Genomic DNA, 23,382 nt, shown 5'->3' with positions numbered 1-23,382 from the left:
TCAAAAACAGATTGAGCGGATTGTTCAGGTGAATGACTGAAATGTTCAATTCTTCGACCAAATCAATACATAGATTTGGTAAGAGCTTGACTAGAAGGCATTTCTTTCAAGTAATCAGATACGAAAAATTTTAACTATTTAAACGAATTGAGCAATGAGTGAAACAGTAACTACTTCGCAATCGGTCGTTGAAAGACCAAAATTCAAAGACCAGTATGAAAACTTTATAGGCGGCAAATGGGTTGCACCTGTCAAAGGTCAGTATTTTGAGAATATCTCTCCTGTAGATGGTAATAGTTTTACTAAAGTGGCTAGATCCTCAGAAGAAGATGTTGATCTAGCCATAGATGCAGCATGGGAGGCAGCCAAAACATGGAATTACACTTCAGCTACAGAACGCAGTAATATTCTATTAAAAATTGCCGATAGAATGGAGCAAAATCTCGAAGTGCTGGCAAGAGCCGAAACCTGGGATAATGGCAAAGCACTTCGCGAAACCCGAGCAGCAGATCTTCCATTAGCGATCGATCATTTTAGATATTTCGCTGGGGTGATTAGAGCAGAAGAAGGAACTGCGTCGGAATTGGATTCAAATACTTTGTCCATGAACATATTGGAACCTTTAGGTGTAGTGGGTCAAATTATTCCATGGAACTTCCCAATCCTAATGGCAACTTGGAAAGTGGCCCCTGCTTTAGCTGCAGGCAACTGTGTGGTATTGAAACCTGCAGAACAAACGCCAGTTGGAATTTTGATCCTGTTGGAATTAATAGAGGATATCCTGCCAGCAGGAGTCCTTAATGTAGTCAATGGATTTGGTGTTGAGGCAGGTAAACCTTTGGCTTCCAGTCCAAGAATCAATAAGATAGCCTTTACAGGAGAAACCACAACGGGTCAGCTGATTATGCAATACGCCTCTAAGAACATCATACCTGTGACATTAGAATTAGGGGGAAAATCACCAAATGTCTTCTTTGAAAGTATCATGGAAGCAGACGATGAGTATTTTGATAAGTGTTTGGAAGGGGCTGTAATGTTCGCCCTTAACCAAGGCGAAGTGTGCACCTGTCCATCAAGAATGCTTGTTCAGGAAAGTATTTATGATCAGTTTATTGAAAGAGTAGTAGAGCGGGCTAAAGCGATCAAATTGGGACATCCATTAGACCCGAGTACTATGATGGGTGCCCAAGCTTCGAATGATCAGTATGAAAAAATTCTGAGCTATATCGAACTCGGAAAAGAGGAAGGTTGCGAAGTGTTAACAGGTGGAAAGGCTGCATATAATGAAGGGCTTGAAGGTGGATATTACGTGGAACCTACGATCTTCAAAGGAGACAATAAGATGCGAGTATTCCAGGAAGAAATTTTTGGACCTGTACTTTGTGTAACCACCTTCAAAGATGAAGCTGAGGCCTTAGAAATAGCCAATGATACACTTTATGGTTTGGGCGCAGGTGTATGGACCAGAGATACCCATCAGGCCTATCAAATTTCTAGGGGAATCAAAGCTGGAAGGGTTTGGGTGAATTGCTATCACGCGTATCCAGCGCACGCGCCATTTGGCGGATATAAAAAATCTGGTATTGGAAGAGAAACACATAAAATGATGCTGTCTCACTACAGACAAACTAAAAACATGCTGATCTCTTACGACAAGAACGCGTTAGGATTCTTTTAGGCTGTGGTCGAAAGGATTTTAATAACCGAGGAGGCAAAAGCTGTTGTCGATACTATTCGACAGCAGCATCCCTCTTTGATTTTTCATCAGAGTGGTGGGTGCTGTGACGGTTCGTCCCCTATGTGCTTTGAAGAAGGTGAGCTGATGCTTGATGATTCAGATGTATGGCTTGGGACAGTCCATGGTTGCAAATGCTACATGTCAAGAGACCAATTTGAATATTGGAAACATACCCAAATCACAATTGACGTAGTGAAAGGGAGAGGAGCTAGTTTTTCATTGGAAATCCCGCTTGGTGTTCGTTTCTTGATTCGATCTCGACTATTTACTGAAGAAGAGATGATTCAATTGGATGCGATCCTTTAATACTCAATCCATACAGCAATAGCCAGAAATATGGCAGATATTGCCATCAGCCAACCAAAAAGTGGCAGGATGAACCTTAGCCAATCTTTGTAAGGAATACCTGCAATACCCAGCATGGCCATTAATATGCCTGAAGTAGGAATGATTGAATTGGCAAACCCATCTCCACAGGTAAAGGCGAAAATGGCCGTATTTCTGGTAATACCAAGTAAGTCTGCCAGAGGAACCATAATCGGAATCGTGGTAGCGGCTTGACCAGATCCAGAAGGAATAAAAAAGTTCAAAATGGTTTGAAAAACCAACATACCTTCTGCTGCTACTATTTTGGGGAAGTACTGTAGCGTACCAGAGGTGTAGTAAATGACAGAGTCCATGATTTGTCCTTCGACTAAGGCTACCTGAATGCCTTTGGCAAAACCAATGACTAAGGCGCCAACCAACATCTCTTCCATGCCGAGGATAAAGGCCTTGGTGGCTTCATTAAGCGAAAGCTTGCCTATAAGGGCTGCCACCATGCCAATCAGTAAAAAGCCAGCACCCATTTCGGCCATCCACCAGCCTTGCGTCTGCACGGCCCATAGAATGCCAATAAAAAGTATAGCACTTGCAATGACAATATATATATGCTTTTTGGTCAAGTCAAATTGTGCCAGCGTGTCATCTTCTTTATACACATTGTCTGAGGCTAAATATGAGTTGGAAAAGTCTTGTTTCAGTTTTTTGCCATACCTCAGCATATATATGATGGCGGCTATCAATATAACAGCATAAAAAATAAGCCGGAATCCCATGCCACTTCCAAGTGGAACTTCCGCAATGCCTTGTGCGATTTGGACATTGAACGGATTAGTTGTAGCCGAGGCAAATCCAATTTCGGCAGATACAAATACCAGAGCCAAACCATACAGTTTGTCGTAGCCTAATTTATGAGAGACGTAGAGAAAAACAGGAACCAAGGGGATGAATTCTTCGCCCATGCCAAGGGTGGAACCTGCAGCAGAAATGCAGAGCATGAGCACGACAGTAAGTGCCGTCCCAGAATTGCTAAACTTATCAATCAGGGCCTGTATGACTGCAGTGATCGTGCCTGTCCGTTTGATCATACCAAAAGCCCCTCCAATTAAAAAGACGAAGAAGATGATATCTGCACTTTCTTCCAAGCCTTTGGGTATGGCTTTCAGAAAGCCAAAGATGCTCACGGGTGTGGCTTTACCTTCCACTTCATCGCCTACAAAAATGCCTTTGACGGAATAATGCTTAGGGATTTCTTTAAATGAATTGGGTACCACGACCGTTCTGGTTAGTTGACCTACCTGCACCTCTTTTCTGTCATACGACCCTGATGGAATGACGTAGCTGAACAAGCTGGCGACCAGAATGATAATCGTCAATAAGGCGAATACATGAGGGATTTTGATTTTACTGAGCATGCTGTTGTTTTACTGAACTGCCAAATTAAGAAAATGAACCATACCATACGGAAATATGTCTTTCAATTTTACAAATGTAAAGGAGGATGAATTAGTTGTGGCTAACCCTATTGGGTTTGTATCTTTATGATTATGGAATCATCCTTCAGCGAATACTTACAATCCAATGCGCAAATCTCTGACAATGAACTTTTGCAGTTGCAAAGCCACATTCGAACCAGGACGGTAGGAAAAGGCGAGTTTTTACTGCGAAAGGGGGAAGTATGCAAGCATTCTTTTTTTGTGGAGTCTGGCTTGTTGCGATCTTATTCCATAGACAAAGATGGTAAAGTACATATCATACAGTTTGCGCCTGAAAATTGGTTTGTGAGTGATCGTGGGAGTATTTATTTCAATGAGCCCTCTTCATTTTTTATTGATGCCGTAGAAGCAACACAAGTGGTGATGCTGGATGAAGCATTTGTGATAACGGCGTCTCAGATCAGTCTGTCGTTCAGACAATACAATGAGCAAATTTTGCAGAACCATATTCGTCACATGCAAAACAGAATCAATTTGCTGCTAGGCGCGAGTGCTGAAGAACGGTATTTGGATTTCATTAATTTGTATCCAGATTTGACCCTGCGAGTTCCGCAATGGATGATTGCGTCATATTTGGGTATTACACCAGAAAGTTTGAGTCGTGTCAGAAAGGCATTGGCCAAACAGAATTTTGAACCATAACTTAGAAAAGCATGGAAGCTTATGATACTTTATCCGAAGCCATGAATGCCCTGAAAGCGCAGGGCTATCAGGAGGATTTTAATTTACAGGCGAATTGTATTGTTTGTGAAAATCAAGAATATGAAATTCTTCATGACGAATTTCATATTGACAAATCTTTTAGATTCGATGACAATGAAGACCCTGGGGATCAGTCTGTATTGTACGCCATCTCTTCTGAAAAATATCAACTAAAGGGACTTTTGGTTAATGGCTATGGCATATATTCAGACTCCATAACCAACGAAATGTTGGAAAAACTCAAGTAGTCATTTCTTACCATACATCAATGCACAGCGAAATTGTGTGAGGTAGGTTTGTATTGAATTTTAAAACGAAGAAGTTATGGCAACAAAAAAAATAGAAGCAGTCATTGCACCAAGACCTCCACACTTTGTGGGTGATGGTTTTCGCGTTCACAATTTCATACCCAGTGTGTATCCGTTGGACATGCAGCGCATGGATCCGTTCATCATGATGGATTACAATTCTAAATTTTATTTCGAACCATCTGATCAGCCCAAAGGCGTAGGAGTACATCCGCATAGAGGGTTTGAAACAGTGACCATTGCCTATCAAGGCAAAGTGGCTCACCACGATAGTTCTGGGGGAGGAGGAGTCATTGCTGAAGGAGATGTACAATGGATGACGGCCGCGTCAGGGGTTTTGCACAAAGAGTACCACGAAGAGAAGTTCAGCAAAACTGGTGGTGATTTCCAAATGGTGCAGCTTTGGGTCAACCTTCCTGCAAAAGATAAAATGTCCCCACCAAAGTATCAGGCATTGTCCAATGATCAAATAGAAAAATACCCATTGGCTGATAACGGAGGTGTGGTGGAAATCATAGCTGGCTCCTATCAGGGCACGAAAGGAACAGCTTCCACTTTCACACCTGTGCACTTGCAAAATGCCAGGATGAACAAAGGAGGAAAAGCAACTTTTGAGTTTCCGGCACATTTCAATACAGCCTTGCTGGTGATAGAAGGAAGTGTAAAAGTGAATGGGACAGAGCGTATCCCTACTGATCATTTTGCATTGTTTGAAAATGCTGGGGAGGAATTTTCTGTAGAAGCTTTGGATCAGGCTGTGGTGCTGGTTTTGAGTGGTGATCCCATTAAAGAACCCATTGCCGCACAAGGGCCATTTGTAATGAATACCCGTGAAGAATTGATGCAAGCCATGAATGACTTCAATATGGGTAAATTTGGATATTTAGAAGACTAAAATATAAGATGTCAAACGTAAGATTAATCATAGAAGAGCGGGCGGCCAACATTGGTAATTTTATGGTGGGCCGCTTGCTGCCCTTTAGGGAAAAACGAGCAGTAGGGCCTTTTGTATTTATAGACCACATGGGGCCTGTACATCTGAAAAATGATGAAAACTTGGATGTGCCCCCACATCCACATATCGGACTTTCTACACTGACTTATTTATTTGAAGGGGCTGTAGTGCATCGGGACAGTATTGGTACAGAAGTGGAAGTGGTGCCTGGTGCTGTAGGGTGGATGACAGCTGGCAAGGGTGTGGTTCATTCTGAGCGAACACCTGACAGACTGCGCAAGTCAGCGAAGACCATGCATGGTCTGCAAATTTGGGTGGCTATGCCCAAGGAATTGGAACAAAGTGAACCATCCTTTGCGTATCTGGAGGCGGATGATGTACCTGCTTGGGAACAAGATGGAGTCGCTTTTAAACTGGTGGCAGGAGAGGCCTTTGGCCGGCAATCTCCTGTGCCCGTGCACAGTCGCTTATATTTTTTGGAGATAAAGAGTGAGGAGGCCAGGTTGGTAGATATTGGGGATGATTTGTATGGAGAAAGCGCGCTGTATATTTTGGATGGAGCTATCAAGAGTGATGGGCACACTTACGGTCCTAAACAAATTCTTATAGCCAAAGATGCCACTCTTTGTCAGTTCGAACTTGAACCAAATACGACAGTCTATATCTTTGGAGGAGACCCATTTCCAGAAGAGCGCTTTATTCATTGGAATTTTGTAAGCTCAGATAAGGCACTCATAGAGAAAGCCAAACATGATTGGCTGAATCAACAATTTCCCAAGGTACCTGGTGAAACGGAATTTGTCCCTTTGCCCCCTGAATCTATCAAAACACTTAAGCCCTAATCTTATGGAAGTACAACAGTTTAATCGCGAAACCAAAGGCTTCTTTAAGGCTACAGAAGGAAACAAGGAAGCAGGGAGAATGACCTATTCCTGGGCAGGAGAGGATAGAATCATTATTGACCATACTGAGGTGAATCCTGAATTTAAAGGAAAGGGTGTAGGTAAGGAGTTGGTTTTGGCCGCAGTAGATTTTGCCAGAGAGAAGAAAATAAATATCATTCCGCTTTGTCGGTTTGCCAAAAGCGTATTTGATCGCAATGAAGATTTAAGGGATGTGCTTTGATCGGATGATCATAGTACATCCCTCTCTTTTGTATTCATTCTTCTTGACTAATTATTCATATCTCAAATTGTTGGCAGAGTTTGCATGTGCGACTTTAGATGTTTGCCAATAGATAGAGGCAAATCCAATAATAAATAAAAATACAATACTAAATATGACATCGAGTACGCCAAGACCATTACCATACCGCAACAGAAAATAGAGAAAAAGCTGATCGTAGAACACATAGGAGAATGGGATGGCGATTACGGCAGCAATCAGTATTAACTTTAGAAAGTCTTTGGTCAGTAAATAATAGAGGCTCTGACTACTTGCCCCCATAATCTTGCGAATGGCAATTTCTTTGGTCCTGTTCTCTGTGGTGTAAGAGACCATTCCCAGTAAGCCAAGGCATGAAATGCTAATGGCAAAGGCACTGAGAAAGCTGAAAAATTTGATTTGAACCCTGAGAAAGTAATAAGCATCTTCAATTTCTTCATCCAGGAAAGTAGCTTCAAAATAAGCTTCCTGGTCGATACTGGTCCAAATTTCATCTAGTTCATCTATGGTCGTTTTTATGTCCGAAGTATTGATGGTCAGCAGGGCGAACTTGCTTCTGTCTAGTGAGTGCCTGAAAACCAGAGGCTGAATCAGTTGATCCAATGGTTCGAAGTTGAAGTCTTCTAAGGTGCCAATGATTCTGCATTTGGTTCTGTCTGCCATCGTGAAACGCACTGAATCTTGACCTAAGAGAAAGGTGGCAGCCAATTGCATAAAGGCTTCATTCACAATTACCAATTCTTCGTTTTTGGTTGAGTTTATTAAGCCCTTGTTTTCCCCCCAGGCAAGTTTCATATCTAAATTTTCAATAAAATTGTCTCCAACAAAAACTTGTTTGATATTTATCGTATCACGTCCGTTTAAAGTGGCTTCCACCTTTGGAGACAAGGGTACGCCTGGCAAATTAGAGGTTACTGAAATTGATTTTACAGCTGGATGGTTTTTGAGTTCATTGATAGCCAACTGTTTGTCAATTTCCTGAAAAGGAATCACGAGGGTGTTGTCAGATGCAAAACCATGCTGGGTATTCAGCACATAGGAATACTCTTTGGTAAGGGCGCTCACGCCAATAATAAAGACCAATGAAACGAAGAACTGAAAGATTAGCAACCCTTTCTTGATGTGAGAAACATTTGCAGATCTATGAACCAGTCCCCCTTTTAATGTGTGCACAGGATTTAAACGTGAAAAATAGGCTGCAGGGAAGATCCCAGCAAGTGCTCCAATGACTACTGCAAATAGGATAAATGCAACTATTAAGGTAAAGCCAATAGAAGTGTCTAGCACCTGTGACGCGCCTAGAATGCCTAAAAACTCCTCTTGAATTCTGACAAATATGAAAAAAGAAGCCAATAAGGCCAGCAAGGATAGAAGTATAGTTTCAATTATGAATTGAGCTTTGATCTGACGTTTTTCAGCACCTACAACTTTGCGAATGCCAATTTCCTTTCCTCGTTTGAGTGCTCTGGCAATGGATAGATTTGAATAATTGAAAACTGCAGGCAAAAGGATCAATAAGCCTATGGACATAAAGAATATCAAAGAGGGCTGATCCCAGCCTATCCCCAGTGCATTGCTGATGTTCCAGCGTGGAACCACATCGGGTAACACGATATATTCGAATTGAATATCCTGGTTGGGGTTGAACTCGCCTGCCAAGGTAGACATTTGTTCCAGTGATTGTGCTAAAGTTTCAGTAGGCGTTTCAGGTTTCAGCAGGAGGTAGACGTAATTGTCCCGAAAATTTTTCCAATCTGTTTTTAGATCAGTGGTCGTTTCCAAGGCATCAAACGTTTGATAAGATGCTAATACCTCGAAGAAAAAATGGGTTTGGTGAAGATCCTCTATCACGCCAGTTATATTAAATGCTCCTAACTCAGTTTCAATGATACGACCTAGTGGGTTCTCATCCCTGTAGAGTTTTTTGGCTACAGATTCGGTCAGGACTATACTAAACGGTTCGGATAAGGCAGTTTGAGGATCGCCACTGATCAATTGAAAACTGAAAGTTTTGAAAAACGATGAATTAGCAAAGTGACCGTAAAAGTTCATTTCGCTACCCTGATGTTTGACGACAGGATCGAAGCCATCTTTAATTTTGACCACGCTTTCTATGAACGGATATTTTTCCTGGAGATGGTCGCCCACAGCATGGAAGGTGGATCCATAGGTCTTGGTATCGCGCTCATCCGCAATGAATGTATTGATTTGGAAGATGCGATCCTTTTTTTCTTGCCAATCATCAGATTTGTAAATCGCTATGGAAATAGAAAGTACCAGCAAGCTGATGGACATGCCAAGGGCTAGTCCTATGATATTGATAGAAGTAAAAAATTTGTGCTTTGAAAAATTGCGAAAAGCAATTTTAAAGTAGTTGTTGAACATGGCTATTGAGTTTGAGTTGTAATAATTTGAGTAGGAAGCTGACCTTTTTCGCTTCCTAAGTGCATAGGAGAAGGCAAGTGACAAGACTTGTTTGAGGTAGTTGAGTTGAGCCTTGAACTTTCCTTTGTCTTCTAAGTTGTATTGATAATCTTCTTCAAGATCTCCAAGAAGATCTTCAGTATCTGCTTTATTGGACCACCACTGAAGGCATTTACTGATCCAGTAGGGTGGCTTAGGGTAAGAGGATTTTTTCATACGGATAGCTTGATTTTGGCATTGTTCCAAAGTTCATCCCGAAGTGATTTCATTTCCGTCAAACTGGTCTTGGCCAGGCTGGTGAGCTCAAAGTATCTTTTTCTCCTGCCACCTCTTTCATGGGTGGGTTCTCCCAGATATGAAGTGATGTATCCCTTCTCTTCTAGTCTTGTGAGAGTAGAGTGCATCCCTCCAAGACTGAGGTTTCTATGGGTTCGAACATTGATGTCTTTTAGTACCGCCATACCATAGGCTTCATTGTCAAGGTTGGCAATGGTGAGCAATACCAATTCTTCAAACTCTCCTAAATACCCTTTCATATCTTTCTATTTTTGAGATGTTATAAACGGCAATGATAATATATATGTTTCTATTTTTGAGATAATATTAAAAATAAACCGAAAAAACACTGATTAAAGGCTCTAGGGGAGTGTTAGAGCTTTTTGTACATCATATAGGTATCGACCAGCCCCAAGGATTGATGTCGGAATCCATTAGGCGTAGTCCCAATGATTTCAAAGCCAAATTTTTTCCAAAGTTGGACTGCTGCTGTGTTGGTACTGACCACAAGGTTAAACTGTATGGCATGGTAGCCTTTTTGCTTGGCATAATGGATAGAATGTTCACCTAAAAGTTGGCCTATTCCTTTTCCTTGCGCGTCAGGATGAATCATATAACTGGCATTGGCGATGTGATTGCCCAAATCAGGCTGATTGGGTTTGATGATGTAGGTGCCTAATATTCTTCCATCTTTTTCAGCAACAAAAGTATCCATAAGGTCAGCAAACCAATGTTTTTGCAAGTCTTCTATAGGTGTTTCAGGATCAAAAACGTAGGTATCTCCAGTCTTGATTACCGACTGAAAGATGTCCCAAATTGCATCATAATCTCTAAGTGTGGCTTTTCGTGTGTTCAATGTTCAGTTTAGCAATATTTCTGACTCAGAATTGTTCCTGTTTCCATTTCGGGTTTTTCCCATTGGGAACGGAACATAAATTCAAACATATAGAATAGGCCTTCAAACAGGCGGATTTCAGATAATAGGTCGGACAATAATGAAGGCAAGGTGCCTGCTATGATTAGTTCGTGCGCTCGGCGTGCGATTTGTACGCCAACAAAAGCTGACTTTTTGGCTATGACTGTTTTGTTGCGCTCTCGCCCAAAACGCTTGGTAGAAGTATCTTGAATTCCTGTATTCAAAACCTGAATTATTTCTTCCGTTTTAGACGCAGTATGCCGAGTTGAAATTCTCATTGACCTGTCGAAATAGGCGATTAGTTATTTCTACAAGAATGAAAAGTGTTATGTTGGAATTGGATTAAGCTACCTTATTCTTTTTGGCTTCTTTTTCAGCAAGTTTTGCAGCCTTGGCAGCGGCTTTAGCTTCTTCTGCCGCTTTTTTAGCAGCGATTTTTGCGTCTATTTTAGCTTGCTTTTCTGCCTTTTTTCTAGCGATTTCAGCTTCTTTTTTAGCACGTTTCTCTGCCAGAATCGCCTGTCTTTTTTGCTCTTCTTTTACTTCTTCAGCAAGCTTCAAAGTTCTGTAAAGCTCGATTTGATTTTCCTTGGAGATTCTTGCGATCAATTCTTCTGGCTCAGATTGGAATAGACCTTTAAAGAAATTACCGATTGATTTAAACATAAGAGTCGATTTAATTAACAGGAATTAGAATTCGCAAGTATAAATCCTACAGCCCAAGAAATGAAGACCATGCTGAATTATTTTGCTTTTGAATTGGATTAAAAGGAGGTAGCAATGGTCGTCTTGTTTTAAATTTACTAATTGTGGCGGACTTTCCAAGTCCAACCATGGTATCCTGACTGATAAAGCCACATCTTCATTTACGTACGCGCCTTGGATGATCAAATTTCCTTGGGTGGAAAGCCATGAATAGATGGAATGATGGCAAAGGGTTTCATGGTAAAATGATTTCGTATAGCTATGATTTGTCAATCCTTTTACCCAACCAATAAATGAGCCAAGTTGACAGGTTTGCAGGTGTTTGATATACAGGGGATTATGAATTATATTTATCATATAATCAACAGTTCATACAAATGCTAAAACTAAACTCGACCCTATTGGTCTTGGGGATATGCTGCTTGTATGCTTGCACCCCTCGAACCAGCGAAAATGCTCCACATACACATGGCGCAGATACCCACACCCATGATTCGGCTAAAGAGACCTTTTCGATAGAAGGACTGGTGGACGAAATCAAGACTGTGCCTGATTCAATTATAGAGTATTTGCATTCACAGCACCATTCTCATAAGGTGCTAGAGCGGAGAACAGTACCACCTGGATATGAAAGTAAGGAGTTGAAAAATTGGAGTGAGTACGTGGCCAAGGTAGAAGACTTACCAGCGATCAATCCAGGGCCGGGAGAATATGTGCATGTGATGGAAGGTTACAAACATGGCTATCAGAATCTGGTAATTGGTATTACGGAAACTTTTCCAGGAGGGGCGCCACCAATGCATACTCACAAGGGAGAGGAATCGCATGTATTGCTGGAAGGTACTGTTCTTTATGCACTGGGAGACACCCTTTTTACTATCGAAGCGCCATACATTGTCAACATTCCACCTATGGTGCCACATGCTTTCAAGAATGTTGGAGAAAAAACTGCCAATTTGGTAGTGATATTCCCTACCAATGTGTGGGAGTACGATGTGTTGGATTATTTCCCTTTTAAGGATGAAAAGTAGTGAAGCAAAATTTATTAAATAATACTGTAACTCATCATGCATAGCCATTGTCTAATGTCCCAAGATGACTAGACAAATAGTAATACCTGTGATGAGAGTTTTTTTGTTCATTGTTTCAGTATTCATTTATGTCAATGGGCTGGGACGACATCTAACACACGATGAGTGGTTGGTGAAAAAGTACCCTAGGTTTTCTGTGTTTTATACATCAGTGGATTCTGCTGATATGCAGATATACGCACCTTACTTTTTAAACGGTTTGGACGACGTAGAGAGATTCTTTGGTGTCTCTTTCAAAAATAAATTTAGCATCTACATTCATCCCAATCGTGTTTCCCTGGACAGTGTATGGCAAAAGGATTGGGGAATGCCCAGTTTCAAATCTCAATGCTGGATGGTTGCTAGTGGTGTAGCTACCAAATTGGACATGATTTCACCTAAAAGGTGGGACAGTTTAGCCTGTGAGCATTCGTATGTTGATACCCTTAAAACCCAAAAGTTGATCATTCATGAACTGGTGCATGTACTACACGGACAGTATGGCAAGAGTTCGGATTTCAGTGAGATCAATGGAATCGATTGGTTTGTAGAAGGTTTGGCGACCTATGTGTCTGGCCAATGTGATTCGGAAAGAATGGCAGAGGTAAAGGAGGCCATCACACAAGGCAATATTCCGTCAAGCCTGGCAAATTTTTGGTCAGGAAAATTAAGATATGGACTTTCAGGTTCGGTAGTTATATATATCGAATCTGAATATGGTAAAGACAAATTGCTTGAGTTGATGGCTTACAGCAATTTGAGTGAAGTCCTTGGAGCATTAGAAACGAATGAAGCAAATTTGGTCAGCGGCTGGAAAGGTTATATGAGAGCACAATAGAAATGTAATGTCTTGCTTCTCCCTCTGACACAAAAGTTACTTCTTTATATTATTTTCCGTTCTTTTTCCTTTCAATATACTCATCCATTCTAGAAAGCAATTTCCACCACTCAGAACCATCCTCACGGAATTCACGAATTGCTCCTGCACGAACTAGGATTTTACGTAACTCATTGTCTTCAAACCCACCCAAATGTTTTTGTAGTACATCAAAAGACCTTTCTATATGTGTCCTGTGATTCAGAAAATGCTTGGCTGTTTCCTCAGCCATAAAATCCGTCTTGTAGGTTTGCTTGAGGATTTCCAAGTCGTGCTTGAGCTGCTGGCGCTGTGTGAAGTAAGTGATCAATCCACCAAAAGCAGTGCCAATTAGCGCCGCCAAGGTGGGAATAAGGATTTCGGTCATGGTTGGTTTGGTTTTATGAATTTTTAGCCATGAGCTCTTTATAGTCTTCGATACTTTGTAAGATGATCTTTTTGGCGGTAGCCGCATCTTGAAACTCTTCTACTTCTACCGTTTTGTGCTCCAGCTTCTTATAATCCTCAAAGAAGTTTTTCAACTCTTTGGTAAAATGAGGAGGCAAGTCTGCAATGTCATTCATGTGATTCACACTCATGTCATTTTCAGCCACAGCGATGATTTTATCATCAGCTTCACCACCATCCAACATCCGCATTACGCCAATTACTTTGGCAGACACGATACACATAGGTACGATGTCTATTTGCGAAAGCACCACAATATCCAATGGATCCCCATCGTCACAATAGGTCTGTGGAATGAAACCATAATTGGCTGGGTAGTACATGGCCGAGTACAGTACACGATCCATCATCAGAAGACCAGAGTCTTTGTCTAGTTCGTACTTGGCTCGCGTATTTTGCGGAATTTCAATGATACCATTCACCACGTTCGGCGTGCCCGCGCCGACGGCCACCTTGTGCCAGGGATTACTTGGAAATATTTTCATAGTGTGTGTTTCGAATAAAAACGCAAAGTTAATCGCTCGGGCAATAAAGACTAAGGGTTCAGCTCAATTGTTCTTCCGGTTTGCGCACTTTCTCTGGCGGCGTCTAAGATTTCCACCACGATCAAGTTATTTTCCAAAGAAGAAAGCGCGAAGGGTGGGAGTGTGACTTCGCCTTTTACCACAGCAGCTAGCAAAGCAAAGGGGTCGTTGTATGGATAAGTACGTGCTGTCAGTTTTTCGCTTTTTTCGACTTGTTCTTCACTCAATCTATAGCGCAAGTCGCTGCGGTTGTCGGAATAGATGTATCCAGTTTGCCCATACACTTCCAAGTCTTTTCTGGCAATGGGCCAGTTCCAGGAAGCTTGAATGATGCCTTGCATCTTAGGGTACTTAAGAACGATGGTAGCCTCGTCGTCCACTTTCGTGTAAACATCTGGTTTGATGGTTTGAGTCATGGCCATCACTTGTTCTGGTTTTTGTCCATGAGTCATCCATGTGATCAGGTTGGCACCATAGCAGCCAAAGTCGACGACAGCACCACCTCCATTGGCTATGGGATCAGTGAGCCAGTCAATAAATTCTGAATTGATGCCTAATTCTATTGGGCCTTTGTGGCCGTCGTGCACCACGATTTTTCGCAAGTCACCAATTTCCCCTTGATTCACCATATCGTATGCCTTGTGATTGGTAGCATACCAAGTGGTTTCATAGTTGGTGAGCAGATGGATGTTGTGTTTTTTGGCTAAGGCTTCCATTTTTATGGCGTGCTCCATACTGACAGCCAGTGGTTTCTCTACCATCACGTGAATGCCCTTGGGTGCACAGGTTTCTACCACTGCCAAATGCTCGTAGATTGCACCAAATGCAGTGACGGCTACAGGTTGTGTGGCTTTGATCATTTCCTCCATGGTATCATAAACCAGATCCATGGAATAGCCATGCTGATCAGCATAGCGTTGAGCCAGAGCTTTGTTGGGCTCCACGATACCTACAATTTGGATGTCATCCGCTTTAGGCCTACCAAGTATCCAGTGCACGTGGGTATGTGTGAGGCCAATGACGCCAATTTTGAGTGGTTTATTTTGTTGTGCAGATGAGGTGTGCAAACACATAATCCCCAATAGAAAACCCAAGAGAATTCTTCTTTTCATAATTTTTTAAATTTTGTAATTCAATAAAACAGTTCTGAGTGAAACTTACTGTTTTGTGTTTAGTGGGGGGATGAATGACTGAGTCATTCAGGAACGAAGATAATGGTTATTTGAATAAAAAAGCAAAGTTTGTGATAGACCTAAATGGTAGTTGCCGTCATTCTTTTATTCTTTGAAAATGGTTCTGAACTATTTTGTCTGCAAACACTTTAGAAGTAGTACATTCAAAAGCCAGTTCATTTGCTAATTCTCCAAAGAGTGGAATTCCCGCTCCCAATAAACGTGGAATGATGGTGATGATCATACTGTCAATCAAATCCTCTTTTAGAAAACTCTGAATGGTCTTACCACCATCAATATAAAGACTGTAAAATCCCTTTTCGTGAATCTGATTCAAAATATCTTGGATTGTCCCATTTACCAGAAAGGCTTTGCCTTTGAGGCTTTCTGGTATTTCAGTGCGCACGCTACTCCATACAAAGACGGGTTTTTCATAAGGCCAGTCTACATCAAAATTGCAAACCGTTTCAAAAGACACGCGTCCCATCACAAGGCGTCAATTTGTTGAATAAAAGCTATATATCCCATGTCTTCACCTTCAGGAATAGGAATGGAATCTAGCCAATCCAATCCACCATTTTTGTCTGCAATGTAGCCATCAAGGCTAGTGCCAATAAAAACCCTATTTCGTTTTTTCATTTTACGTAATGTTTGATAACTGAATGATCTCTTTGGGTCGAATAACTTTCTTGTCAAATCCTGACTTGGTTACGTTGATCATGGCCTGTCCAATTTGTGTGGTATTTACCACAGAGTTGGGAGCTAAGAATTTGATCAATTTGACAAGCCACATAAAGTAATCATACATAAATTGATAGACTTTGGTTTTTGACTTGATACCTCTCAAAGGGATGATGGCGCCAGGTCTGAACATAAAAGCCTGTTTGAAACCAAGTTTTAGTAGATCATTTTCTGTTTTTCCTTTGACCCGTGCCCACATCGTACGGCCTTGTTCCGTGGAGTCTGTGCCTTCGCCAGATACATAAGTGCATGTCATGTTGGGGTTAAGTGCTAACAAGGTTTTAGCTAAGGTCAAGGTGTAGTCATAGGTGAGTTCTTTATACTTCTCTTCTTTTAGTCCTCCAGCACTTACACCCATGCAGAGATAGCAAGAGTCAAAACCGACCAGTTGATTTTTCACTTCAGTGTAATTCAGAAAATCAGAATGGATCAATTCTTTCAATTTTGGATGTGTCATATTTAGACTTGATCTACCCATGCTTAGTATCTGGATTATGTCGGGATGATCCAGACATTCGAGCAAAACGCCTTTGCCTACCATGCCAGTAGCTCCAGTTATGATTACTTTTGAACTCATTTTCTTTTTGTTTGATTAAATATACGATCAATCATTTGAAGATGATCTGGTATAGGTAGGGCTATGGCTAGAATAGTCGTTCTAACCATGACATCCCAAGTTTTTGGGAAAATTGAAAACTGAAATTCTGCTATGAAAAAGTTACTATTACTTATTTTGATCGTTTTGACCTATGGTGGTCGAGCGCAGACATTTGAGCCTCACGGGCCCAAAACATTTGTCGAAATATTGGATCAAACCTTTGATGTGTCTTGGACACCTTCTGGTATTTCTGCTATTGAAAACTTAAAGCATGTGATCATTCTGGATGCAGATACGCAGACAGATGCCTTGATGCTTGATGATGTTTCTACAACGAGCCTGAGTTTTAAAAGCAAGGATCATTTGAGCAGTTCTACTGCTACTTATAGTTCTTTGTTGCACGGTATGTTTCAGCTCGTGGATATCAATTCAAATACGGAGGATGAATTGGCTGGCCAGTATAGAATTCATCCATTATTGAACAGTTACGCTGCTTTAAATGCCGATGGCACAGATGCAGTCATCACTGATGCTGGTTCTTATTATGTAGATGCTACTGGGGGGTACCTTGTTTTTGAATTAGGTGGTTCAGCGACTAGTACAACAATCAAAGCTGTTGCTCAATATGAATACAACACTACATCAGGAGAGTTTGAGGCCAACTCTGGTTGGACAGATCAGTGGCTGATCGTATCTGGAGAGAACGTACAGTTTACATCAACAGAAGGAAATGCATCAGCTTTTTATCTGGCCAATGCCCATGATTTAATCGATTTTAGTCTAGAGCCAGGTTCAGCATTCAATCCTTCCAGCATTGAATGGCAAGACAATGCATTTGCTGCCTATCCAGATGAGGTTTGGGATTATGACGAAAGTGCATTGTTTGGTGAACAATTCTTGAGTGAAGTAGATGAAGCCTATCAAACACAATTTGGAAATACTGATGCGGCCAATACTGCAGCAAGTGAGGCTTTAGATGAAATTGAAACTACGCTTGATGAAGACGGGGCAACGCTGCGTTACGACAAGTCAGTGTATTTGACTTTTAGGGACAATTTATTAGCCAGAACCTTTGGTGCAAATGATATTTACAATGGTAAAATTGGGGAGAGTACGGTAGAATATGTGTATTTCACAAATGCGGCTGATGGCGATGGTGTGCGTCATCCATTTATGGTGATTGCCTCACACAATGCTTCTGATGGACCTAATTTTTTAATTGATGTGGCAAGGCCTCCAGGAGATGGAGAAGGCGGAGGATATGATGAGCAATCCATTACCAGAAATGCCATTCTTGAAGTGAAATTGGTTAAGATACCACTCAAGGATTACGGTTTGATAGAAGAATTGACTGACAATGACCTGACGCCTTATGGTAGTTTGGCCAGTGATCTAAATATTGATGCGTCTGAGTATGATGTGTACAATTATTCGGGCACATCGTCTAATGGAGTGGCTATAGATGGAGTGGTGATTTATCCGTCCTACAACAATAACTTAAGAGTGGCTGCTGCAGATGCAGAAATTACGAGTACAGGTATTCATGTGGGCAGAGGTATGGGGCTGCATTACCATGCAGACGGACATGGATATAATGGTAATGGTATTAATCTATACAATGAATCAGACTATGTGGATCAAGATCATCCCCCATTGATTGGTTTCTCTTACGACGGAATTGCCCTTTTTGGAAAATACGAAGATGGTTATTCTGATATGGAAGGGTTTGGAGACGAATTAGATGATTTTGGTGGGCATGATCATAGTAGCTTTGGTTATCATTATCATGCATTTGGTGGTGATATCACTTACGAAGATCAAGATGGAAATACAGTTGGCCCATTTACCCAACATCACCTTTTGGTAGGTGCTTGGAAGGGTGATATCAACGACATTCCTGGCTTCAATGAAGGAAGCACAGCACAACTTAAAGAAGACGATATTGGACGTTTTGCAGGAGCATCTTATGATGACTCTGGCGATCCAGACGATCCAGATAATCCAGATGATCCAGAAGAGCCTGTTCTTGGTTTTGAAGGGGAGCCTTTAGATCAGCTAAAAATATACCCTAATCCAAGTGCGGGGACTTTTACAGTAGAGGCACCTCATGTAGATAGGTTGGTGTTGTTGAATCTAAATGGTGAAATGCTACAATCACGTCTTGTGACCAATGGAAAAGTCAAATTCCAATTGAAAGCTTCCTACAAAGGCATATTGATTCTCAAGGGAGAAGGTACTGACAGGTCATTTGTTCAAAAGATAATATTAAAATAATTCATTCAGTAATGAGGGTGCTACAGTGTGCCCTCATTTAATTCTGCACCCAATGGGTTTTTGATAAGCTATAGAAACCGCCTGATTGGAGAGCACATTATTCAAAGTCATTTCAATATAGTTTTTCTTCACCAACGATTCTGATTGGGGACTGTCGTCTATAGCCCCTTGGTAGACTTTTTGAAACCCCTGAGAAGATGGAGTAAGAATGATCACTTCAGGGTTTTTTTCTACATTCAAAGACTTTCGTACTGAATGATTTTTGTCGGCAAAATAATGAACATCTTTATGCATACTGCTGACTTCTTCCTTCATGTGTGCAATGGTTTCCTTTCTCGAAGGGTCTGTTGTGTTGGCATTGACAAAAACAAAGCGCACGTTTTGATCAATATATTGCTGAGATAGGGCAGCCACTCGATCTTTATACAGTTTAGCATAGGGGCAGTTTATGCTTGTAAACACCATTACAACTGCACTATGAGAATTAAAATGATTTATGCTGATTTCACTGTCCGTTTTTACATTGTATAAGCGCAAATCCTTGCTAATCAGATTTTGACAATAACAATGTGCCGAAGCCAATAGGGCAGCAAGAGTGAGAATGAGTTTACGGTTCATGTTTGGTTTTTTTGCTGCTACCTTAAAGGTAGAAACTTTAATGAATTTTTATCACGAAGCGCACAGATCAAACGTTATAAACCAAAAAATATTCTAAAAAATGTTCAAACTTGAGTATGTAGTTCTTGGTTTCTCCTTCAGAATGGATTTGAGCGGCAACCTCTTCAGAGTCAATTTTTGTTAAGGCCAGCTGCTCTGAGAACGCCAAACTTTTCCGTCCATGTATTTTGTACAAGGCTTCTTTGGCTGACCAATGTAGACAGAGTTTATTCAAATCGTCCCCACAGTACTTGAGTTCAGCAGTATTTAGGAACTTGTGTCTGATTTTTAGTAGCTGAGGGCGGATAGACTCTATGTCTATACCACAAGGCTCAGATGGGTGAATGGCACAAGCCACCATGGGATAACTATGAGAAATTGATATTTGAAATCCAGACTCAATCAAATGAGGTTTTCCGAATTCATCCTTTTGAATGCCCATGTATGCAATGTCCAACTCTTCACACATTTGTTGAATCAATTGGCGTGAGGCCAAAAACTCTAATCGCTTTTTGGGATGAAGATCATCTAAGTCCGCATGATTCTTCTGAAGAATTTCATCATTTTCAGAAGAAATTTCTGCCAGCCCTACAGAGGTGCTGCTTGGATTAATTTTGATCCAATGCGTACGCATAGGTTAGGACTCGGCGTTTTCCAATCGAGAATTGGCAATATCCAAAGCGGCAAAAATGGCTGTGCGCATGGAACCTTCATCTGCCTGATCCTTTCCTGCAATAGCATAGGCCGTGCCATGATCTGGAGAAGTCCGGATGAAAGGCAAGCCTGCCGTGAAATTCACACCAGTTGAGAAAGTTAAACTTTTGAAAGGAATCAAACCTTGATCGTGATACATGGCCAGTACGGCATCAAACTTATGATGCTCGCCCGAACCAAAAAATCCGTCCGCAGGATAAGGCCCCATGACGAGTTGTCCTTTTGATTTAAACTCTTCAATGGCGGGACGGATAATCTCAATTTCTTCTTTGCCCAAAAGTCCATCTTCACCTGCATGAGGATTTAGTCCTAGCACTGCAATTTTCGGCTTAGCAATACCAAAGTCTTGCTTCAGGGATTTAGTCATCATCTTGAGCTTCTTGGCAATATTTTCCTTAGTTACAGCAGCTGCCACATCTTTTAGCGGAATGTGGCCAGTCAATACACCCACACGCATGGCGTCAGAAACCATGAACATTAAGCTCTCTTTCGAGCCAGCCTTCTCGGCAAGATATTCAGTATGTCCAGCGAATTTGAAATTGTCGTTTTGGATGTTGAGTTTGTTGATGGGTGCGGTGACCAGCGCAGCGATTTTGCCTTCTATCAGGTCGTTTGTTGCTGTTTCCAATGACTTGAATGCGTACTTCCCACCTATCGCATTGTCTTGACCAGGCGTGATGTCAACCATTTCTTCCCAACAATTCAGAACATTTACTTTTCTATGGTAAGGTTTAGATAAATCGCTGATGGGTGAGAAATTAAAATTGTTGCGGTCCAACTGCTTTCTGTAAAACGAAAGTACTTTTGCAGAGCCATAAATAATGGGGGTAAGATGCTGGGTAATCTTGCTGTTTTCTAGTGCTTTGATGATCACTTCTGGCCCGATGCCATTGATGTCGCCCATCGTGATTCCAATCAGTGGTTTTTGTTTATGGCTTTTAGATTCTTTGTCCATGTCTAATGTCAAAATTTAATGATCCGCAGCCACGGTTTTGGTTTTGGATCATCTACATTTAGGTATGTATTGAATGAATTATTGATTGCAATTTAAAAGGAATCCCTGAGATACACCTAGTATTTTCAAGACATCCATGCAGTTGATCAAATTAGAAAATATAACTGAAAACTAGAGCCAATTCTAGATAAATCATTGCGTAAAACTATGGCCGGAGTAAAGCCCAAAAAGCATTTAGGACAACATTTTTTGAAGGATCAGAACATTGCCAAAAACATCGTAAAAGGCCTGTTTGACGAGACTGACCCTGAGGCCGTGCTTGAGGTAGGGCCTGGGACAGGCGTGCTTTCTGATTTGATGATTGATAAAGGAATCAAACAGTTGGTTTTGATGGATTTGGATTCGGAGTCTATTGATTACCTCAAAAATCGTTACATAGGCAAAGCAGTAGACATTCAATTCACAGATTTTCTTAAAAGTGATTTTAAAGAAATTTTTGGTGACCAGCCTTTGAGTATCATTGGCAACTTTCCGTACAACATTTCATCTCAGATTTTCTTTAAGGTGTTGGAAAATAGAAAGCAAGTGAACTATGTGGTAGGGATGATCCAAAAAGAAGTGGCAGAGCGTATCGCCTCCAAAGAAGGCAATAAAACCTACGGAATTCTAAGTGTGCTGCTACAGGCTTATTATGATATTGAATATTTATTTACAGTGCCACCCCATGTCTTCAACCCTCCTCCAAAAGTCAACTCTGGCGTGATTCGTCTGGTGAGGAACAATGTGAAGCAATTGGACTGTGATGAAGTACTATTTAAAAGAGTCGTAAAGGAAGGATTTCAAAAGCGTCGTAAAACCTTGCGAAACGCCTTGAAAGGGCTAAATTTGCCCGAATCTATGCAGCAGCTTGAAGTGCTAAATAAGCGCGCTGAGCAACTTTCTGTAGCGGATTTTGTCAAACTGACTAAACTGATAGAGGGTCATGATTGAGCACATGGAATTTGAGCTTTCGAAGGAGTATCTTGAAGCATTTACCCAAGCGGTAGATGCAAAGGAGGCTGACTTTGTGACTTCCACACTCAATGGTGTCAATCCAGCAGATATCTCTGAGGTCATCCGTGAGTTGGATGCAGAGCAGACCAAGTTCGTCATTGACTTGCTCGACGTAGAAGTAGGAGCGGAAATCATCGTCAATCTGGAGGAAGATCGCCAATCTCTATTTCTAGAGAATTTTACAGCAGACGAGCTAGCTACTTTTGTTGATCAGATGGATTCTGATGATGGCGTGGATGTGATCAACGAGCTTCCGATAGAAAAACGAGAAGAAGTTATTGCTTCCGTTGAAAACGAAGAAAAGGCTGGGTATATCTTAGACCTATTGCGCTACGAAGAAGATGTAGCAGGAGGTCTGATGGCGAAGGAAATGATCCGAGCCAATCTCAATTGGACGATCCAGCAGTGTATTGAAGAAATTAGAAAGCAGGCCGAAAATGTAGAGAAGATTTATTCGGTCTACGTGGTGGATAATGAAGGTAAACTCCTTGGGCGTGTTTCCTTAAAGAAAATTATCCTCTCGGAACCTGATGCCTTGGTTGCAGATATCTATGAAGAAGATATAGTCTCTGTAGGTACACATGCAGATGAGGAGGAAGTAGCACTGACCATGCAGAAGTATGACTTGGAAGCACTGCCCGTTGTCAACGTAAAAGGCAAATTAGTAGGGCGAATTACTATTGATGATGCGATGGACGTCATTACCGAACAGGCCGAGGAAGATCGTCAAATGATGACAGGTATCTCGGGTGACGTGGAGGAAGATGATACGGTTTGGGTATTATCCAAAGCACGCTTGCCCTGGCTGGTGATAGGATTGGTTGGGGGATTGCTTGGCGCCAAATTTATTAGCCTGTTTGAGAAAGATATTGCGCTTATCCCGGCCATGGCATTTTTTATACCGCTCATCACGGCGACTGGTGGCAATGTGGGTATTCAGTCTTCATCTATCGTGGTGCAGGGCTTAGCCAGCTACAATGCCTTTGAAGATACTTTACTCAAGAAAATGTTGAAAGTATTCTTCGTGGCCGTGGTCAACGGCATCATTCTGGCGCTTATTGTTTTTGGGATTGTGATTTTTTCCACTTCAGATCAGGCGATGGCAGGTACAGTAGCAATAGCTTTATTTAGTGTTGTTCTGTTGGCTTCTTTTATGGGTACTGTCACTCCACTTGCTTTAGATAAGATTGGTATCAATCCAGCCATGGCCTCAGGGCCATTCATTACGACAGCCAATGATCTTTTGGGGCTGACGGTCTATTTTATGGTTGCACATTTTCTCTACGGTTTTTAAT

The 23,382-nt window shown here is 41.4% G+C and carries 27 protein-coding genes; 12 read left to right on the top strand and 15 right to left on the bottom strand.

All coding sequences use genetic code 11. The features are described from left to right. Window positions 1-154 precede the first annotated feature (154 nt). Together exaC and B9A58_RS18510 are read left to right on the top strand one after the other, a co-directional pair. On the top strand, window positions 155-1,678 hold the full coding sequence (gene exaC / locus B9A58_RS18515; protein WP_084374362.1) for an acetaldehyde dehydrogenase ExaC: 1,524 nt from the start codon (window positions 155-157) through the stop codon (window positions 1,676-1,678). A gap of 3 nt (window positions 1,679-1,681) precedes the next feature. Next, window positions 1,682-2,044, top strand: a complete 363-nt coding sequence (locus B9A58_RS18510; protein ID WP_084374361.1) for a DUF779 domain-containing protein — start codon at window positions 1,682-1,684, stop codon at window positions 2,042-2,044. Here the strand turns inward: B9A58_RS18510 and B9A58_RS18505 are convergent. After that, on the bottom strand, window positions 2,041-3,474 hold the full coding sequence (locus B9A58_RS18505; protein ID WP_084374360.1) for a YfcC family protein: 1,434 nt from the start codon (window positions 3,472-3,474) through the stop codon (window positions 2,041-2,043). The genes B9A58_RS18510 and B9A58_RS18505 overlap by 4 nt on opposite strands. A gap of 132 nt (window positions 3,475-3,606) precedes the next feature. On the opposite strand from B9A58_RS18505, the gene B9A58_RS18500 reads away from it, so the two are divergent. From B9A58_RS18500 to B9A58_RS18480, 5 genes are all read left to right on the top strand, one after another. Next, entirely contained in the window at window positions 3,607-4,197 is a 591-nt protein-coding gene (locus tag B9A58_RS18500; RefSeq protein WP_084374359.1) for a Crp/Fnr family transcriptional regulator, read from the top strand. A gap of 11 nt (window positions 4,198-4,208) precedes the next feature. Next, window positions 4,209-4,505, top strand: a complete 297-nt coding sequence (locus B9A58_RS18495; protein ID WP_084374358.1) for a phosphoribosylpyrophosphate synthetase — start codon at window positions 4,209-4,211, stop codon at window positions 4,503-4,505. Between the two features lie 76 nt (window positions 4,506-4,581). After that, window positions 4,582-5,460: a pirin family protein gene (locus B9A58_RS18490; protein WP_084374357.1), complete on the top strand. Its 879-nt coding sequence runs from the start codon at window positions 4,582-4,584 to the stop codon at window positions 5,458-5,460. Between the two features lie 8 nt (window positions 5,461-5,468). Beyond that, window positions 5,469-6,362, top strand: a complete 894-nt coding sequence (locus B9A58_RS18485) for a pirin family protein (RefSeq protein ID WP_084374356.1) — start codon at window positions 5,469-5,471, stop codon at window positions 6,360-6,362. A 4-nt stretch (window positions 6,363-6,366) separates the two neighbouring features. After that, window positions 6,367-6,645: a GNAT family N-acetyltransferase gene (locus B9A58_RS18480; RefSeq protein ID WP_084374355.1), complete on the top strand. Its 279-nt coding sequence runs from the start codon at window positions 6,367-6,369 to the stop codon at window positions 6,643-6,645. Between the two features lie 51 nt (window positions 6,646-6,696). Here the strand turns inward: B9A58_RS18480 and B9A58_RS18475 are convergent, their stop codons facing one another. The 5 genes from B9A58_RS18475 to B9A58_RS18455 all read right to left on the bottom strand — a co-directional run bounded on the left by B9A58_RS18475 (window position 6,697) and on the right by B9A58_RS18455 (window position 10,966). Then, window positions 6,697-9,324 carry an ABC transporter permease gene (locus B9A58_RS18475; RefSeq protein ID WP_084374354.1) on the bottom strand — a complete coding sequence of 876 codons (2,628 nt, stop codon included), beginning with the start codon at window positions 9,322-9,324 and terminating at the stop codon, window positions 6,697-6,699. Next, window positions 9,321-9,644 (bottom strand): PadR family transcriptional regulator, encoded by a 324-nt coding sequence (locus B9A58_RS18470; protein ID WP_084374353.1) that lies wholly within the window; start codon window positions 9,642-9,644, stop codon window positions 9,321-9,323. Before B9A58_RS18470 ends, B9A58_RS18475 begins: the two co-directional genes overlap by 4 nt. A gap of 113 nt (window positions 9,645-9,757) precedes the next feature. Then, entirely contained in the window at window positions 9,758-10,240 is a 483-nt protein-coding gene (locus tag B9A58_RS18465; protein ID WP_084374352.1) for a GNAT family N-acetyltransferase, read from the bottom strand. 8 nt (window positions 10,241-10,248) lie between these two features. Then, window positions 10,249-10,578 carry a hypothetical protein gene (locus tag B9A58_RS18460; RefSeq protein WP_084374351.1) on the bottom strand — a complete coding sequence of 110 codons (330 nt, stop codon included), beginning with the start codon at window positions 10,576-10,578 and terminating at the stop codon, window positions 10,249-10,251. Window positions 10,579-10,642: 64 nt separating this feature from the next. After that, on the bottom strand, window positions 10,643-10,966 hold the full coding sequence (locus B9A58_RS18455; RefSeq protein WP_084374350.1) for a hypothetical protein: 324 nt from the start codon (window positions 10,964-10,966) through the stop codon (window positions 10,643-10,645). A gap of 416 nt (window positions 10,967-11,382) precedes the next feature. On the opposite strand from B9A58_RS18455, the gene B9A58_RS18445 reads away from it, so the two are divergent. Further along, window positions 11,383-12,036, top strand: a complete 654-nt coding sequence (locus tag B9A58_RS18445; protein ID WP_084374348.1) for a cupin domain-containing protein — start codon at window positions 11,383-11,385, stop codon at window positions 12,034-12,036. A 64-nt stretch (window positions 12,037-12,100) separates the two neighbouring features. Continuing rightward, window positions 12,101-12,913, top strand: coding sequence for a collagenase (locus B9A58_RS18440; RefSeq protein ID WP_084374347.1), 813 nt, complete (start codon window positions 12,101-12,103; stop codon window positions 12,911-12,913). 49 nt (window positions 12,914-12,962) lie between these two features. On the opposite strand, the gene B9A58_RS18435 is transcribed toward B9A58_RS18440, so the two are convergent. The 6 genes from B9A58_RS18435 to B9A58_RS18415 form a co-directional block, all read right to left on the bottom strand. Next, window positions 12,963-13,319 (bottom strand): hypothetical protein, encoded by a 357-nt coding sequence (locus B9A58_RS18435; RefSeq protein WP_084374346.1) that lies wholly within the window; start codon window positions 13,317-13,319, stop codon window positions 12,963-12,965. Between the two features lie 13 nt (window positions 13,320-13,332). Beyond that, complete coding sequence (locus B9A58_RS18430) at window positions 13,333-13,884, bottom strand: inorganic diphosphatase (RefSeq protein WP_084374345.1); 552 nt, start codon at window positions 13,882-13,884, stop codon at window positions 13,333-13,335. Window positions 13,885-13,934: 50 nt separating this feature from the next. Further along, on the bottom strand, window positions 13,935-15,035 hold the full coding sequence (locus tag B9A58_RS18425) for a Gfo/Idh/MocA family protein (protein ID WP_084374344.1): 1,101 nt from the start codon (window positions 15,033-15,035) through the stop codon (window positions 13,935-13,937). 157 nt (window positions 15,036-15,192) lie between these two features. Beyond that, entirely contained in the window at window positions 15,193-15,582 is a 390-nt protein-coding gene (locus B9A58_RS18420; RefSeq protein WP_245827114.1) for a dihydrofolate reductase family protein, read from the bottom strand. Continuing rightward, complete coding sequence (locus B9A58_RS20675; RefSeq protein ID WP_245827113.1) at window positions 15,582-15,734, bottom strand: dihydrofolate reductase family protein; 153 nt, start codon at window positions 15,732-15,734, stop codon at window positions 15,582-15,584. Before B9A58_RS20675 ends, B9A58_RS18420 begins: the two co-directional genes overlap by 1 nt. Before the next feature lies 1 nt (window position 15,735). Continuing rightward, window positions 15,736-16,413: an NAD-dependent epimerase/dehydratase family protein gene (locus tag B9A58_RS18415; RefSeq protein ID WP_084374343.1), complete on the bottom strand. Its 678-nt coding sequence runs from the start codon at window positions 16,411-16,413 to the stop codon at window positions 15,736-15,738. Between the two features lie 132 nt (window positions 16,414-16,545). Here B9A58_RS18415 and B9A58_RS18410 point away from each other — a divergent pair, with 132 nt between their 5' ends. Continuing rightward, the gene (locus B9A58_RS18410; protein WP_084374342.1) at window positions 16,546-18,708 is read left to right on the top strand and encodes a T9SS type A sorting domain-containing protein; all 2,163 of its coding nucleotides are present in this window, start codon (window positions 16,546-16,548) and stop codon (window positions 18,706-18,708) included. A gap of 33 nt (window positions 18,709-18,741) precedes the next feature. Here the strand turns inward: B9A58_RS18410 and B9A58_RS18405 are convergent, their stop codons facing one another. The 3 genes from B9A58_RS18405 to pdxA all read right to left on the bottom strand — a co-directional run bounded on the left by B9A58_RS18405 (window position 18,742) and on the right by pdxA (window position 21,034). Next, window positions 18,742-19,326, bottom strand: a complete 585-nt coding sequence (locus B9A58_RS18405; RefSeq protein ID WP_084374341.1) for a redoxin family protein — start codon at window positions 19,324-19,326, stop codon at window positions 18,742-18,744. Window positions 19,327-19,393: 67 nt separating this feature from the next. Continuing rightward, the gene (locus B9A58_RS18400; protein WP_084374340.1) at window positions 19,394-19,999 is read right to left on the bottom strand and encodes a 4'-phosphopantetheinyl transferase family protein; all 606 of its coding nucleotides are present in this window, start codon (window positions 19,997-19,999) and stop codon (window positions 19,394-19,396) included. 3 nt (window positions 20,000-20,002) lie between these two features. Further along, complete coding sequence (gene pdxA / locus B9A58_RS18395; protein ID WP_084374339.1) at window positions 20,003-21,034, bottom strand: 4-hydroxythreonine-4-phosphate dehydrogenase PdxA; 1,032 nt, start codon at window positions 21,032-21,034, stop codon at window positions 20,003-20,005. A 207-nt stretch (window positions 21,035-21,241) separates the two neighbouring features. Here pdxA and rsmA point away from each other — a divergent pair, with 207 nt between their 5' ends. Together rsmA and mgtE are read left to right on the top strand one after the other, a co-directional pair. Then, window positions 21,242-22,024 carry a 16S rRNA (adenine(1518)-N(6)/adenine(1519)-N(6))-dimethyltransferase RsmA gene (rsmA, locus tag B9A58_RS18390; RefSeq protein ID WP_084374338.1) on the top strand — a complete coding sequence of 261 codons (783 nt, stop codon included), beginning with the start codon at window positions 21,242-21,244 and terminating at the stop codon, window positions 22,022-22,024. Further along, the gene (gene mgtE / locus B9A58_RS18385) at window positions 22,017-23,381 is read left to right on the top strand and encodes a magnesium transporter (RefSeq protein ID WP_084374337.1); all 1,365 of its coding nucleotides are present in this window, start codon (window positions 22,017-22,019) and stop codon (window positions 23,379-23,381) included. Before rsmA ends, mgtE begins: the two co-directional genes overlap by 8 nt. The last annotated feature ends 1 nt before the right edge of the window (window position 23,382 follow it).

Origin of the sequence: Reichenbachiella faecimaris, assembly GCF_900176375.1 — a bacterium.
Classification (GTDB): Bacteria; Bacteroidota; Bacteroidia; order Cytophagales; family Cyclobacteriaceae; genus Reichenbachiella; species Reichenbachiella faecimaris.
This window is presented reverse-complemented; position numbering and strand designations above follow the sequence as displayed.